We start from the raw sequence: 16,042 nt of genomic DNA on the forward strand, positions 1-16,042 counted from the left end.
ATCTACATTGGAAGACAAAGATCATGGAAGATATGGAAGTAATCCAGCACCTCACTGCGAATCGTGATGCGTGTCTCCGGAGGTTGGAGCAGCTTAGCGGTCAGACAGATTGTCACCAGATAGAGCTACTCGAACACTGTATCGAGGATGTAAACCTTGAAATCGAAGGGATGATCGGAAGTAATAGCGAGCGAGACGAGATTCGTTTGCAGATTAAGGCACTGAGCGACGCGCTCTGTCAGGCTCTAATTGCAGAAGAAAATGAGATCCGCAGCCCACACCTTGCGAGAGCCGAAAAGTTGATGCTTGAGTTGCGTGTCTTACAAAAGCATCTTGCGGAGATTAGAGATCCTCAAAGTCCAAACGCCCGTCGAACTCATCTCGCCTACACCGCCGTGAAATAGTAGTACGTTGATTCTTATTCTGAAGAACAAAAACGAGATAACTTGCTGTCAACATACAGCGGGCAGGGAACTGGCTATCTTCGCCCTGACGATCGTGACTTGATGCATGGAGACCCATGCTGTACTATTCGGCTATGAAGAAATCCTTCCAGGCGAGAAGTTGTTGTCATGACCACATCATGACATGTGCGTGTTGCTTGTAGACTTCTTCTGCCCTATCTAGATTGCGATCTCGTCTAAATTAGGTAACCGCCTGTCAGCGTTCGCTAGGCGGTTTTTTTATGCGCGTCGAGCGGTTCCCCACACAACGAGTGCCTCTCTCTTGCTCTTTTGCAAAGAGATACGGCTGCATCAAGAAAGGTCTCATGTCGCCTTTTGCACGTTCATCCGACGTGTCGGATTTTTTCAGGAGACTACTCCGACATTGCTTCTCATTGCATTTACTGCTCTCCCTAGCTGTCACGGCAGCCCTCTTCCCCCGACCGGCAATTGGGCAATTTGTGAGCGCATCCTTGCGCGGATCGATTCAGGACCCCACGGGAGCCGCAGTCTCGGGGGCGACAGTTGAAGTCTTGAACACCTCCACCGGCGTCGCCGCAAAGACGGAGACCGATGCTGGCGGAAGGTTCGTATTTGCCTCGCTAGCCCCCGGCGGACCCTACAAGGTCTCAGTGACATCGGCCGGCTTTAGGACAGAAGATCGATCTGGAATCCACCTCGCCGTAGATCAGGTCGTCGATGTAGGCATTTCGCTACAACTTGGTGCCGCAGCGCAAAAGGTAGAGGTCAATGCTGATGCCAGCCAGTTGGAGACGGATACCGCCGCAATCGGACAGGTCATTGATAATCGCAGCGTCGACAATCTGCCGCTGAACCAGCGCAACGTGTACTCCTTAATGTTTCTTGTGCCAGGAGTTACGGGTAGTGTGACCTACCAATACAACAGCCTCAACTTTTCCGTAAACGGAGGGCGACCCGGAACCACAAACGTGCTGGTGGATGGCATTCCTGCATCGCCACCGTTGATCGTTCCCATCGGAGGTTTTGCCGTGTTCCCATCGGTGGATGCAGTGCAGGAGTTCAAGGTAGAGACAAACGCGTACTCGGCTGAATTCGGACGCAGCGGGAGTGGCATCGTCAACGTTATCTTGAAGTCCGGCACCAACCGGTTCCACGGAAGCGCGTACGACTTCGTACGCAACTCTGCATTGGATGCCAACACATACTTCGCGAACCAGAGTGGAACGCCGCTGCCTGGCTTCAAACGCAATCAGTTTGGTGGAAGCCTGAATGGACCGGTCTGGTTTCCGAAGCTCTACAACGGCAGAGATAAGACATTCTTCCTCTTCTCCTATGAAGGCCTGCGGCAGGGAACTCAAAGCGAAGTGACAACCACCGTGCCCACCGCTCTCCAGCGCACCGGAGACTTTTCGCAAACGTTCAATGCAGCGGGCGCGAAGGTCGTCATATATGACCCTTCAACGACGACATCTACTGGCTCAGGATATGTACGTCAGGCATTTGCTGGAAACAAGATAATGAAGATTGATCCTGTGGCGGCAAAGATACTGAGCTATTACCCTCTGCCGAATCAACCGGGTGCTCCTCTCACCGGCACGAACAACTACTTCGCCTCCGGTGTATCGCAGTTGAACATTGATACGATTGATAGCCGCGTCGATGAGGTCTTCAATGAGCGCAATAGGATTTTCGTAAGTTACTCGCGCCGAAATCTTTCGTCCCCGCCTGCACTGCTATTCCCCGTGGCAAACCAGGTCGCCGAAGGCGGCTCCTCTCAACCCCAGACATCCAACAGCGCGGCGATCGACTACACACGAACCGTCAGTCCAACATTTATCGTCGATATTCCCTTCGGCTTCTCGCGTACGTTCATCAACTTTGTGCCGATCAGTGCGGGCTTCAATCCATCAACACAACTAGGCTTCCCCGGTTACATCGCCTCGAACGCAGATCACTTGCTCTTTCCCGGTATCGCGCCAGCCAACTACTACACGCTCGGTGACGCGGCGCAGGGCCAAACTCGGCGCGGTGGATTTAATATCTATCTGCTCGGAATCAACAACACGAAGGTACTAGGCAAACACGTTCTGAAGTTTGGCGGAGATATACGTTTGCTCCAGGCAAACGATGTGGAGTCAGGTTCCTCAACAGGCAGCTTCACCTTCACCAATGCCATCACTCAGGGCCCCAATCCAAACGTTGCTTCTTCCACCGGCGGCAACTCCATCGCCTCTTTACTCTTGGGCGTTGGCACTGGTACCTACACCATCGACTCGAAAAACGCAGCAACCCAAAGCAGGTACTACGGAGCATATATCCAGGACGATTGGAAGGCGCTAAACCACCTGACGATCAACCTGGGTCTGCGTTATGACCTGGATATCCCGAGGACCGAGCGATACAACCGAATGGAGACGTTCGATCCCTCTGCCGCATCACCACTTGCAGGGCCAAGTGGAATAGCCGGACTGACAGGCGGCGTAGTCTTCAGCGGAGTGGGTGGCAACAGCCGCCGTCAGTATGCTCCACAGTGGGCAAACTTCGGACCGCGCTTCGGGTTCGCGTATGAACTAAACAGCAATACCGCGATACGCGGAGCCTACGGGATATATTTCGGTCCGTCGCTGCGATCTGCCGCTGCCACCATCGGAAATGAAGGCTTCAGCGCCGTGACGACCTATACGGGAAGTCCGAACGGCCTCACGCCCTCTGTCTACCTTAGCAATCCTTTTCCCACTGGAATCAATCAACCTGTCGGAAGTTCGCAGGGTCTTTCGACCGGCATAGGATCGTCCTTCGAAAATCCTCTCATCGACGATAACAAGGTTGGTTACACCGAGAACTATGACTTCGATGTGCAGCGACAACTGCCATTCAACATACTCATCGACGCTTCCTATGTCGGCAGTCATGGAGTACACCTCAATAAGTCCGGCGAATCGGATTGGAATGCGAATCAACTAACCCCGGCAGCTCTTTCGCTCGGCACCCAACTCCAGCAAAGCGTGAAGAACCCGTTCTTCGGCCTCATCACGACCGGTGCGGAGGCAAGTGCGACGATTCCCAGGAGCTACCTCGCCGCGCCATTCCCGCAATTCACAGCCGTTGACCTCTCCTATCTCACCGGTGGTTACGAGGTCTATAATTCATTTCAACTCAAGCTCATTAAGCGCCTGTCGCATGGGCTGAGCGCGCTCGTCTCCTACACCGGACAGAAGCAGATCGATGACTACTCCGGCATCCAAAACGTGGGCAACATCACAGGTGGAATCCAGAATATCTACAACCCGCTCGGGGAACGCTCAGTCTCTTCCAACAACCTTTCACGCATCCTGGTCGTCAGCGGTGTATACACCTTGCCGTTCGGCCGCGGGCAGGACTTCGGCGGCAATTGGAGCAGACCATTAGACGCATTGCTCGGTGGATGGCAGATCAACGGAATCACGACACAGCAGACAGGTTTCCCTCTATCTCCTTCGACTCAGAACACCTCGAACTCAGGAAGCAACGTTCTTAGACCGAACCTGACCGGAGTAAGCCCGGTCATAAACGGCTCTGTCCGTTCGCGTCTGAATGGATATCTAAGCAGCGCGGCATTCTCGCAACCTGCGCCCTTCACCTTTGGTGATGCACCACGAACCCTTTCAAATGTGCGCGGACCTGGTACCCACAACATCGACTTCTCTTTGTTCAAAAACTTCCATCCCGTCGAACGCGTAGCTGTGGAGTTCAGAGCCGAGGCATTCAACTTACTCAACCAGGTAGTATTCGGCACTCCCAACATGACCCTCTCTTCCGGACAGTTCGGTGTAATCACCACACAGAGCAATACTCCACGACAGATTCAACTTGCATTGAAGGCAGTCTTCTAATACGTAAAGTTTTACGCTCGCAACGTTTTCCTGAGCGACCTGCCCCAAATAGAATTCAACCGAACTCGAGGAATTGATAATGACTGATAAGCACTCTGGCAGCCTCGGCGATAAAGTCGAAAAGGGCGTACAAGGCGGAACATCGCGGAGAGATTTTCTTCAGGGCACGCTAGCGATGGCAGGAACGGCTTTGGCCTCTTCCGTCGGAGCGCCTGCCATAGCTGCCCAAACAAAACCAAAGAGGCCGAACCTGGTCTTCTTCTTCGGCGAAGGCCAACGTGCGGACGCGCTATCCATCTCCGGTAACAAAATATTGAAGACACCCAATCACGATCGAATCGGTCGCGAAGGAGTTCACTTCAAAAATGCATTTTGCACGAACGCCCTCTGCGCGCCCGCCCGCGCGACGACACTGACAGGTATGTACTCGCGCTCGACAGGAGCTTTATCAAACGAACACCTGCGCGTCCCACTGCCAGCCGACATTCCAATCTTCACCGATCTCCTGCGCGAGCAAGGCTATGAGGTGGCAATCCTTGGCAAAGTACACGTGCGCAACGGTGTCGAAGAACGCAAATGGGACTACTACTTCGGACACAACAATCCCGGCAACGACTACGCGAATCCTTTCTTCAAAGAAGGAAGAAAGGGGGAGGTTGGCCCGGAAAAGCGCTACAGCAACGTCTATCCCGACGATCTGACCGTCGACCGCGCACTCGCATGGCTCGATGAGGACAGAGGCGATAAACCCTTCTGCCTTCTCGTATGGTTCGTTGCGCCGCATGAACCCTTCTTCCGTCCCCGCCGGCATCTCGATCTATACAATGGACTTCCAATTCCCAAACCTGCAACCTTCGATGACGATCTGAAGGGCTACCCAGGCAAGCCCCCGAGCTTCGGAGCAGGCACAAACAAGATAGGAACAACCAGTACCCATGTTGCGGTCGGATCGCTGGAGGGTTTGACGAAGGACTACTACGCCGGTCTGGTCGCCGTGGACGAGAACATTGGCCGAGTATTCAGCTATCTGGAGAAGAAAAATATCCTGGACGACACGGCGATCGTACAAGGCTCCGATCACGGATACTTCCTCGGCGAGTGGAGGCTCTTCGACAAGCGTCTGATGCATGAACCATCCATTCGTGTGCCGCTGCAAATTCGATATCCAAAGCGCATTCCAGCTGGGACAGTACGAGAGGAGATGGTCCTCGACATCGATCTTGCCCCTACCTTCCTTGATCTCGCCGGCATTCCCATCCCGGCGCATATGCAGGGAAAGAGTGTCATTCCATTGGCGAAGAAGGCAGATCCGAACTTTCGCCAGGAGTGGCTCTATGAGTACTACGAGTATCCCAATCCAGAGAATGTAGCCGTGCATCGAGGTATTCGGACGGACCGCTACAAGCTCATACACTATTACAAAGACGAGCCGGAAGCCTTTGAGCTCTATGATCTGCAATCCGACCCTCAGGAGACCCAAAATCTCTACGGGCGACCAGAGCATGCAGCCCTGCAACAACATCTCCAGGAGCGCCTCGCGGTGTTACAAGCGGGAGTGCCGGAGCGCAGGGAAGCCGAAGGCGCGAAGGCGTCATGACAAGAAGCTCCCGAGATCGAAACAATTGTCGACACAAAATGAAAATGGCAGCCAGTTTGGCTGCCTTCAACTTCATTGATCCCAACAATGTCTTGGTGTAAATGGCTCCTGAGGTAGGACTCGAACCTACAACCCTTCGGTTGACAGGGGCATTTTCGGGTTTGTAGCAGCTTGCAATGCGTTGCATTTTCGTTGATTCTAATAGACTTAGAAGACTTGCGACCGCAGCGTATTGCAGTGAACCGCATAGATTCTCAATTTGAACAGCCATCAAAACAGCCACCACTACCCACCTTCGGTGTCATTATTAAGGAACAGGATGTTGAAGGTGAGGGCCCCGTGGCAAACGCATCGAGCAAGAAACCGAAGCCGATTAAAGGAGTATACGAGCATCCCGTCGATAGCGGAATTTGGTGGATCAACTACTACGTAGAAGGTCGAAGACACCGCGAAAAAGTTGGCCGCCGCTCCGATGCGGTCACGCTGTATCAGAAGCGGAAAACCGATGCCCGCATGGGAGCCAAGTCGCCCGAGATACGGCCACGACGGGCCGTCCTCTTTGAGGAAATTGCCGAAGACGCTCTCGTCTACTCCAAAGAGCATAAGGCGTCGTACCCTGGCGACCGCTCCACCATCGGAAAGTTGCTTCCCGTCTTCGGGAAGACACCGGTAACGGAAATCTCCCCACAATCGATCAAAGCCTATCTTGATACGCGGGACGACCTGACCAAGACAACGATCAACCGGTATCGCGGGACGATGTCGATGATCTTTCAGGAGGCGATCCGCAACGGAAAGGTGGAGCAAAATCCAGCTCGCCTCGTTCGCCTGCACCGCGAAGACAACGTTCGGGTACGCTTCGTCACATACGAAGAAGAGGCTTTGATTCGGCGCATCGTTCGCGAGCGATGCCCTATTCACGAGTCTGAACTCACATTGGCTCTTGAAACCGGAATGCGTCGAGGCGAGCAGTATTCTTTGGAGTGGGACCGCGTGGACTTGGAGCGTCGCCAGTTGCTCCTACTAAGGACGAAGAACGGGACGGCTCGGGTCGTGATTCTCACAGCCTCTGCGGTGAAAGCTCTTGAAGAGCTGCGGACAAGGCGCAATCCTGACTCTAAGCAGGTTTGCCTCACCCGATACGGTGAGCCGATGATTTCTCCGCGAGCGTGGTTTGAACTTGTGATGGAAGAAGCCATCAAGAAGAATCCGGCTCTGCACGATGTGACCTGGCACATTTTCCGGCACACATACATCTCTCGCTTGGTGATGGCCGGAGTTGATCTGCGGACTGTACAAGAGTTGGCGGGCCATAAAGACATCAAAATGACAACCCGGTACGCTCACCTTGCTCCCTCTCACAAACTCGCCGCTGTTGATCGACTTGCTGAGTATAGGAAGATGCAAGAATCGGGCGAAACTGCTCAAGCAGAAGTCTGATGGAGCCACGATTTGGCACCTTTGGCTGTGTTCGCACGACATTGAGGTGTTTCGGCGTGGACGATGCATTTGCCCATAGCGCGACATTGCACCGGGTTACATCAAATCAATGACTGGGTTACGGTATGAATGCACGGAATGTCGATTTGCTTTCGCTCGGCCAGACCGAGAGCTTAGTGACACAGCTCTGGGTTGCTGAGCGAAGACTAGAGTTGATCAGGCAGCGGGAATGCCATGTTAACGATAGCCTGATATTTAAAGGAGCCAATGTGGACAGTGGACGTCTAAAACTCTTGGCGTTGAACATCTCGATACTTTCGTGTCTTCAGGTTGCTGCTCCAATTCTTCTTATCGCGCAGACCGCCACGATCCACGTTCGCGTCGTCGATGGGCGCACTGGGCATTCCATATCCGGAATGAACCTGGCATTCGTGGACTACCATACCGATCAAAAAGGAGGACAGCAGGACGACCTAAACGGGAGGAAGTCCGTTACAGCCTCTGCGGATGGCGACTCGTACATTTCGAATCCCGATGCTCATGGAGTCCTCGTCTTCAACGGGATGGGTAGAAATGGATTCTGACGCCTTGCTCTAAGCAAAGGTTTTACGATAGCAACACGCGGACTTACGGAAATGACTATCTCTATCCGGTTTCTACCATCGTGAACTCGGGCTTCGTGGCCAAGAACAATTGCAGCAAAGTAAGCGCTGCGGCAAAGTCTGGAGAACTCGTTATCTTTATTCGCCCTACAACTTGGTGGGAAAGGTTTGTTTCAGGTATGAAGTCATGAAACGATCGCACTGCTAATCATTAATAATGCTGATACACGCGTTTCCCAGAAGTTGAAGCTCACTGCCGAGAGACCGACCTAGCGGGGTGACAGGAGGCATTCATGACAGACGAAAAGTCACCAGACGAGGAAATCGAACAAGCCATCAAGAAGTCGGTTGAAAAAGTCGAACAGCTTGCTCTGACCATCAGGGATACACCGTCGGCGACGATGATGTCTGGTACCGCAATCTCTTGTTAGGTATTCTCAACTCGGCCTTGCTTGACTTCCGTTATCTTCAAATTGGCAACAAGCAACACTCTCCCTATCTAGCGGCTTGGAGCTGTCGCAATTTGCTTGAGTTGAAAGTCATCACAACCTACGTGCTCGCGTCAGCAGACAATGCCAAGACTTTCAAGAATGATTTTGTCGTCGATGCGAAGGAGTTTTACGAGGCCATCAGCAAGAGACACAGGGCTACGCATCCGAAACTCATTGCGGCGTGGCAGGCTGGCATGCAGGAGTTTGAAGGCGATGAGCGGCGCGCCTTGGAGGCCGGACTGCAACGAGAGATCGAGCGTGGTCCGCAGACCCAGGAAACCGATGAGGAGACCGAAGCGTACAGGAAACTGATGGACGAATTCGGAATCAGTCCGAAGTCGAAGCCCATGCGGTCTGGCGAAATCGCTAAATTGATATCCCAGAACGAGGAATTCGACCCGATGTTCAAGGTGTGCTCCAAAATGATGCACAGAACCGCTCTATCGATTGCTGCGAGCACAACGAAGGGTTCGCTGGACGAGGTCATTCCGCTGCTGGCATCGACGGGAACAGGCGAATTCCTCGCTATCTACGACTTGATCGATCAGCACTTCCGGGCTCGCGGTGTGCAACTACCGTAACTGCGTGACTGCACCTCCGCTACGCATCCTGTCTGGCCTTTGCACTTCCATTGAGATGATGCGAATAAGAGAGTCGTTCCCAACGCGGTATTTTTGCTCCGGAAGAAAGCGACAGGTGCCTCGGCATCCGGGCCTCCGAAGATAAATCCAGGAACTCGTAGAGTTGGCCCTGCGTAGAAATGGACCGGAAAGCAGGATCTGATCCGGCAAACCTAGATTGGGCATAAAGTCTTTATCCGAAGAACACGCGGGGACAGAGCGGCAGCTACTAATTGGAGTTCCGGCCCCAACCAAGGGCAGGCGCATCGGGAGGTGAGCCTAGGCGTCAGCTCACAATCCGTTCAGGATGATCGCAACGGGCGTATTTCCGCAGTTCTGCGACGGGGATCAAAACACGTCCGCCAATTCGCCTTGTTGGCAAACGTTTCGAGGCAACAAGGTAATCCAGCCCACGCTGGCTGATGGATAGAAGCTGTGCAGCCTCTTCGCGGCTCACGAGGATTTTGTCTTCGGGTGCAACCATCACCCGCTGCGGTTGCTTTCTACGGCCTGGTTCGAAGACAAGGGCATCCGATTCCTGTGTGGACCCCGGCAATCTACCTCTGGTGAATTCAACGACATTCTTTCCTGCCATGGCCAAGTTCCCCTTTGATGTTCTGACTGCTCACTACTGACCCGGCCCGCATTCGACCGCATTCATCCGTCGCCTGGCACTTCACAGGCCCAATCCAAACCCCATACTGATTTCAGGCTCCTGATGCAGAGCCGGCACACTCTTTGCCGGTATCTTCGGAATACTCTGCTCGGGCTTATAGGCGCTCTGGTGCGAAACATCATGCCCTAATGCCTGTGGCAACTTTTCCCGGTTGTCCGTAAATATCTGCGTGTCGAATTGGCCACGCGAGATCGAGACATATGCCATGCGACTATTGAGCAGATCCTTTGCAGCAAGCTCCGTATCTACGTTGACCAAAACACACTCCGCCGTCTGGCCTTGGCTTGAATAGCTCGTGACGGCATACCCATGATCGATATGCGGATGCTGTTGCGGATTGAATTCGACTTTGCGCTCATCATCCAACCGTAACCGCATCATCCCCTCCCGCCCGATGCTCTCGACAGTCCCCAAGTCACGGTTGGCAATCTTCAGTTCCTGGCTGGGCGCGGTGAACTGGATGCGATCTCCTACGGAGAACCTCTTCTCGTCCTCTCGGTATACGGAGACTCCAACCTGGCGGCGTGGATCATAGGTGGTCTGCTCTCCGTTTCGACGCACCACCGTCAAAATGTTCATCTGACCGTTCACAGCAAGGACGCGGGAGTATTCGCCTTTCTCGATGCCGGTCTCCTTGGATGTGCGCGAGTACCGTAAGATGTCATCGGCCTGGTACTGCTGGGCCCAACTGCGGTCCGCGCCGGTCATCTCCTGGCGCGGAACAAGCGTCCGTAAGGAATGCTCTTGTTTGCTCACAAGTCCACGCGATTGCAGCTCATCATGTATGCGCTGATTGATCTCCCTGCGGGAACGATTGTCCGGCGAAACGACGAGTGTGCCGCTAGGTGACTTGGCATACTCCCGCGCAATAGCCGCAATGCGTTCCTCGTGTCCCTTTACCTGATGCACACGGCCCTGCTGGTCAAGGCTTTCGACTGCGGCTCTAACCTGGCCGCTCGCCAACTGTTCGACGACCTGCTTCAACTCTGGGTCGCGCTGCCGAACGATGTCATTCAACGTCGCCGTTCGCATCCCCGCTTCCTGCAATTGTGCGAACGGACGACCTGCTTCGACGGCCTCATGCTGGCGACTATCTCCCACCAAGAGCACCCGATCATTCCGATGAAGACGTTCGATGAATTCGTGCATCTGGCGCGTGGAGGCAAGCGAGGACTCATCGAGTACATACAGGCGCTTCTCTCCAGTCTCGGGCTGCGTCCCTTTCGCAAGGTGACGCTGGAGAGTTGAGGTCTCCATGCCCGCCTCAGCCAACTTGTGTGCCGCGCGAGATGTCGGCGCGAATCCTTCGACCTTGTACCCCTGCGCTTCGGCGCCTTTACGGACGACGGCGAGGGTCGTCGTCTTACCTGCCCCGGCGACACCATCCAAGCCCACGATCTTCTCGCGACTCAGGAATATTTCATCGACCGCTTGGCGTTGTGAACGGTTCAATTCAGGATGGCGATCTTCTGTCCAGATTCGCAACTGCGGCGATACCAGTATTGGGTCGTCGTAGCCGCGCTGATTGCCGCGCTGCATGTGACCGACGGTCTCCCGCTCTATCCGCATCATCTCGGCAGTCGTATACAGCGGCGCTGCGCGGCCATCCGTCCGCTCAATCGCTCGGAACTCACCTTTCGCCACTCGCTGCTCGAACTCCTTTCGCACCTGGCTGTAGGAAGCGTGGCCCATGCTGCGGTCTATCGCCGCTTGCAGGATCGCACGCTCGTCCTGAACAGCAGAGCGTTCAAAGACGTGATTGCGTGAATACGTCACCGACTGTTGCGCCGTCTTTTCCGGTTGCACTTCATGGCGGGGCTCCCGTGCCATTGCAACGACACGATCTGCTTGATGGCCGAACCTCGCTGCAAGTTCACGGTGCTGCTTCAAGACTTCTTCGGGTGAATGAATCTCCTTGCTGTCGCGTGTGCGGTGAGCGGCTACTTGTGCCGCGCCCGCGCCCTCTCTTCCAATTTCCTGTAGGTGTTCTTTGATCTGCACACGACGTGGACTAGATGCTTCCAAATACTCCTGCGAAAAGCCCTTGATCTCAGGCTGCCCATGCTTGCCGCGTTCAATCTCGTAGCCAAGGCCCTGCAACTTCATTGCAAGCTCGGATCGGTATACGGTTGTCGCATACTGTTGCGACTGGAAGAGACTGCGCTCTTGCAATGCGCGCGTCTGTCCATTGTCTCGCTCAGTCACATTGAAGACGACTGCGTGAGTATGAAGCTGCGGCGCAGCATAGCCGTCTATAGGACGAGCAGTGTCATGCTCAAAGGTAGCAGCGATAAACTTGCCCGTCGTCTCTGGTGCATGAACATTGCCAATACGAGCCTGTGTGTACCGCTCCAACTCTTGCAACGCGACGCGAACACTTTCACGATGCGCCTCACGTAAACGATCATCGCCACCCACAAGGGCTGTTAGCGAGACAGACTTGGGTGCGGAAAACGTTGCATCCCATCCTGCACGGTGTTCTGAACTGGTGATTTGCTTGCCGTACTGATTCTCGTAGGTTCTGGCGGGCTGATGCTTAACGAGCTGCACATCGTTCGCTGGATGCCGACCTTCGCTCAAGCAAGCAAACTCCTCAGCGCCTACATTGCCACCTAAGCCCCACTCCTTCGCGAGACTCCCTTGCCACTCGCTATGCCCTTGCTGATCGCGGCTCCAGTAGTTCTGTCGTTCAGACGTGAACTCGCGCGCGTGATACGTCCTTGCTTGTCCAGCAGACAGCGATTTAGAGATCGTCAACATATCTTGGCCCGCGAGACAGCAGATAGTTACTGTCTTGATCCACATCGTAGCCGAGATTTGTGGATAAGTGGGTTGTTATTGCCGAAATAGTTTCGGCTCATGATGGACGAAACACCTATGGATATTGGTTATTCCTGTCTTAAGCAAGTCTATTAGCGGGTTAGTTGACACGAGATCTGAGTGGTACTTACTCGACCAATGCAAGAGTTATAGTTGGCACAATGGAGGCTCGATATGCTGCTTGAAAGTAGTCTCAAACAACACTTTCCTTGTAAGTTCTAATTGGTGTATTCCATGCTCACGACGCGGACATTCAGCCCCTCAAATAGCTCTCCTCAAGTAGCCCTTTGAGGCGAGTTGAAGAGAGATTAACGTGAAGGCTTTCCACGCGGCTTAGAGTTGAGCGAAGAGATGCAGGTTGCTACGCGATTCGATCTGGAATGTACAGAGACATCGGAAGTCTCTTCGTCAATCGATCCATTTCGATTCATCCCACGGTTCTGATTGCGAATGCGGAGCATCAGATGCAGACAATCCGGGGAAGATAGTACGTCGCTGAGACTTTGGTTTTGGGGAGTGCGAAGGGGGTGGAGTAGCGAGTTGCCGTGCAGTAGAAACCTCGCCGCGAACTTGAGTCGATGCAGGTCGATCACTCCCACGAAGCGTTTCTGGATTTGGTAACTTCTTAAGACCGAATCTGCGACTGATTGCAGGCCCAAAACTCGGCCACTCAAGCTCGGTCTTCTGCTTACAAGTCCAGTGGGCAATTCGCAACCGAATTCGAGCAACAATCCCATCTCGATTCTCGGTCCAATCCCTTCCATAATTCGATGACCATTCGGGCTTCGTAACCGCGCGTCGAAGCTGTCTCCATTCGTACCCGATGTCCCCTCTCATCACGAACCCCAAATAGGCGACGAGCAGCCAGGCAGCGACGGCATAGAGGAGCGGTTCATTGACGAGTCGGCGGAAACTTTCGCCGTCATAAAAATCTTCACGCAGGAGCTTTTCGACCTCGGTGGAATCGACGCTTTCCACTCCGGTTCTTTCTATGCCCGTCCATCCTTGTCCAAAAGCAAAAGACGAGAGTTCCAAAGGGAGTTCACTCTCGCTTCCCTCGGTGACATCGGGGGCGAACAGCCACTGTCTCTTACGCCCGGCAGCCGTCTCCATAAGCCATCGGATTTGAGTCTTGGCATCAGGCTCATTTGCGTGTTCGGAACTGTCCCAATATGCGATCAGATAATACCGTTGTAGTGGCGGAACTTCCCACCGCAACCAAGCCCAGAAGCCGAGTAATGGGAGGCATGGAAGGAGTGCCAGGATCAGCGCGATCCGCCAGGGAAATGCAAACCGAATGCGGGAGACTTTCATTACGGCTTGTCCGTGGCTTTGGGACTGTTCCGGCGACGCCTCTGCGCCATGTAATCCTGCGCCCTTTGCTCCTTAATGGAGTCCGAATAGGCAGACATCTTGCGTAAGTCATCGGTTGTCAGTGGACCTTCTGATGCTCTCGCAAACAGATTCAGCATGAGCGAGCGCATCCCCATAATCTCCGCCAGCAAGATCGGATCGGTCTGCCCCTCTGCACCAGCACTCGCAAGGGCGTGCGCAAGCGCCGCCTCGCGTAGCCATTCCGCCACCTTCTTACCGGCGTCGGCGGCTGCTGCCTCAACCTCACCGAACTCCGCGTCGGTAAGGCGCGTGGCAATGGATCTGGCACGGGACGTCTCGTTTATCGGGACCGGAGATGCCGACGGCGTAGCAGTTTCTCGCGGCTTGTCGTTACCGGAGGCCATTCGATTTGCCACCTAGAACGGGTAGTCCCTTGATACGCTTGGATGCTTCCACGGCGTTACCGGTTTCTGCTAACCGTCGCCGCTTATACGAATGTTGTCGACCGTCACCTACGTTTACAGCCGGAAACGCAAAAACTCAAGTAATTGAAAGCAAACACGTTATCAATCGTGAACTTTGGGTAGCTTTGCAGTTCCCTATTGGGGATGACGTGTCAGCTTATACCCGCTGCGAAGCAGCGTGATCTTATGCTGTTGGACGTTACGGGCATGCCCAACGACGGATCGGGCTACAAAGCGGGCGGGTCCGGCACAGCAAATGTGCAATTACTGGACGATACGGGCGCGGGTGCAACTCGTCGGGTGGAGCGAAAAGGCGCTCTGGAACCACGCAAGAGCACAGCACGCGGACGTGAAGAATATGCGGGAGCTTCCCTTGCACGCCGTTTTGTAGAATTGACGAGGGGAAGCGTGCGCATATTCTTACAACGCTCCGTAGATCGCTTCCAATCATGACAACTTTGCTCGTAGGATACGATTCCGCGTGGACCCCATCCAATTCTGGCGCACTTGTCGGGGTGCTCCACCTCGATTGTGGCAAGTTTCACGAACTTGGTTTACCCCAAATCGTGAACTACCAAGAGGCTGAACAGGTCATTCTCAAGTGGCAAACCGAGCATCTACTCGTGGCAACGATCATATCGCTCGATCAACCAACCATCGTAAAGACTGCTGCGGGTCAGCGGCCTGTCGAGAACATCGTTGGATCGCCGGTCGGGCTCCGGTACGGTGGGATGCAGCCAGCCAACACCTGCAGAAATGAGATGTTCGGCGCGCATGCCCCCGTATGGAAGTTTCTGACACGGTTTGGTGGAGCAGCAGATCCACTGAAGCCAATCACAGGAACTTGTGTGTTCGAGACATACCCGGCATTAACAATGATTGCGCTCGACTGGATGTTGCCGGATTCACGAGCCACGGGTCGCCTACCGAAATACAACCCCCCAGCGGAAAAGGAAATTTATTATCTCGGATTGGCGACACGTTTGCGAGTCGGCGTCGAACGTATTCCGTGACTGGGGACTCATCGACATCGTTCGGTGGATCAACCAAGCCGCCCGAAATACTTCTCCGCGCAAGCGTGATCAGGACTGCCTGGATGCTTGCCTGTGTCTGCTCGTGGCCCTTTATTTGGGAGCGCAAGGACTGTCTAATTGTAGGAGACTACGAAACCGGTTATATAGTCGTCCCATATGGTGCCGGCCTTCATGCCGAACTTCATAGAAGATGCGAGCAGACAGACCGAGTCCCGTCAAAATGGGTACGAGCTTTTAAAGCAGAATAGGCATCGAGGGCCCATCGGGTGGGCAAAAATGATCGCTTCTGCCACGCAGGAGTGACGCCCAGGGCGGGAAGACGGGCGTGCAGAAGGGGAAAGATGCAGGAAGGGGGAACGTCTTCCTGCCGCGCCACCGGCGAGCGAGGGCCGGGGCGGGATGAGGGTGGATACAGTCTAGCTGGAACCGCTCTCCGGCCGAATTCGCGTTAACAGGGAAAAATACAGGGAGTTTTGGGGCTTTGTGGTGAGGCTAATTGAACGCGCAGCGGCTGTATTGGCTTGAGTGACAGGGGCTTACTCGTTACCACGCATTAGCAGTAGTACAAATAACAGGGAATTAATTCATAGGTATCAGGGAATCAAATGTAGCGAGCTGGGAAGGTTGAGCGGTTCTCTGATACTGAAGCCAGCACCACCCTATTCT

Annotated in this window: 12 protein-coding genes; 8 read left to right on the forward strand and 4 right to left on the reverse strand. The window is 54.1% G+C overall.

What is annotated here, in order from left to right; all coding sequences use genetic code 11:
* The first annotated feature begins 23 nt into the window (after positions 1-23).
* The 7 genes from GSQ82_RS19990 to GSQ82_RS20020 all read left to right on the forward strand — a co-directional run bounded on the left by GSQ82_RS19990 (position 24) and on the right by GSQ82_RS20020 (position 9,008).
* Entirely contained in the window at positions 24-404 is a 381-nt protein-coding gene (locus GSQ82_RS19990) for a hypothetical protein (protein ID WP_158794042.1), read from the forward strand.
* A gap of 512 nt (positions 405-916) precedes the next feature.
* Entirely contained in the window at positions 917-4,297 is a 3,381-nt protein-coding gene (locus tag GSQ82_RS19995) for a TonB-dependent receptor (RefSeq protein WP_158794043.1), read from the forward strand.
* 79 nt (positions 4,298-4,376) lie between these two features.
* Complete coding sequence (locus tag GSQ82_RS20000; protein ID WP_158794044.1) at positions 4,377-5,894, forward strand: sulfatase; 1,518 nt, start codon at positions 4,377-4,379, stop codon at positions 5,892-5,894.
* A gap of 192 nt (positions 5,895-6,086) precedes the next feature.
* Complete coding sequence (locus GSQ82_RS20005; RefSeq protein WP_216847136.1) at positions 6,087-7,334, forward strand: site-specific integrase; 1,248 nt, start codon at positions 6,087-6,089, stop codon at positions 7,332-7,334.
* Between the two features lie 269 nt (positions 7,335-7,603).
* Positions 7,604-7,918, forward strand: coding sequence for a hypothetical protein (locus GSQ82_RS20010; RefSeq protein ID WP_158794046.1), 315 nt, complete (start codon positions 7,604-7,606; stop codon positions 7,916-7,918).
* Between the two features lie 311 nt (positions 7,919-8,229).
* Entirely contained in the window at positions 8,230-8,367 is a 138-nt protein-coding gene (locus GSQ82_RS20015; protein ID WP_158794047.1) for a hypothetical protein, read from the forward strand.
* A gap of 92 nt (positions 8,368-8,459) precedes the next feature.
* A complete protein-coding gene (locus GSQ82_RS20020) occupies positions 8,460-9,008 on the forward strand; it encodes a hypothetical protein (RefSeq protein WP_158794048.1) in 549 nt (182 codons plus the stop codon).
* Positions 9,009-9,333: 325 nt separating this feature from the next.
* Here GSQ82_RS20020 and GSQ82_RS24780 read toward each other — a convergent pair whose 3' ends face one another.
* The 4 genes from GSQ82_RS24780 to GSQ82_RS20040 all read right to left on the reverse strand — a co-directional run bounded on the left by GSQ82_RS24780 (position 9,334) and on the right by GSQ82_RS20040 (position 14,282).
* Positions 9,334-9,642 (reverse strand): helix-turn-helix domain-containing protein, encoded by a 309-nt coding sequence (locus GSQ82_RS24780; protein WP_216847137.1) that lies wholly within the window; start codon positions 9,640-9,642, stop codon positions 9,334-9,336.
* Between the two features lie 81 nt (positions 9,643-9,723).
* Positions 9,724-12,528, reverse strand: coding sequence for a MobF family relaxase (gene mobF / locus GSQ82_RS20030; protein ID WP_371417243.1), 2,805 nt, complete (start codon positions 12,526-12,528; stop codon positions 9,724-9,726).
* A gap of 423 nt (positions 12,529-12,951) precedes the next feature.
* Positions 12,952-13,857: a hypothetical protein gene (locus GSQ82_RS20035; protein ID WP_158794050.1), complete on the reverse strand. Its 906-nt coding sequence runs from the start codon at positions 13,855-13,857 to the stop codon at positions 12,952-12,954.
* Positions 13,857-14,282 carry a hypothetical protein gene (locus GSQ82_RS20040; RefSeq protein WP_158794051.1) on the reverse strand — a complete coding sequence of 142 codons (426 nt, stop codon included), beginning with the start codon at positions 14,280-14,282 and terminating at the stop codon, positions 13,857-13,859. The genes GSQ82_RS20035 and GSQ82_RS20040 overlap by 1 nt, the downstream gene beginning before the upstream one ends.
* Before the next feature lie 509 nt (positions 14,283-14,791).
* On the opposite strand from GSQ82_RS20040, the gene GSQ82_RS20045 reads away from it, so the two are divergent.
* Positions 14,792-15,355 (forward strand): hypothetical protein, encoded by a 564-nt coding sequence (locus tag GSQ82_RS20045; protein ID WP_158794052.1) that lies wholly within the window; start codon positions 14,792-14,794, stop codon positions 15,353-15,355.
* The last annotated feature ends 687 nt before the right edge of the window (positions 15,356-16,042 follow it).

Source organism: Granulicella sp. L60 (genome assembly GCF_009765825.1).
In the GTDB taxonomy this organism is placed as follows: domain Bacteria; phylum Acidobacteriota; class Terriglobia; order Terriglobales; family Acidobacteriaceae; genus Edaphobacter.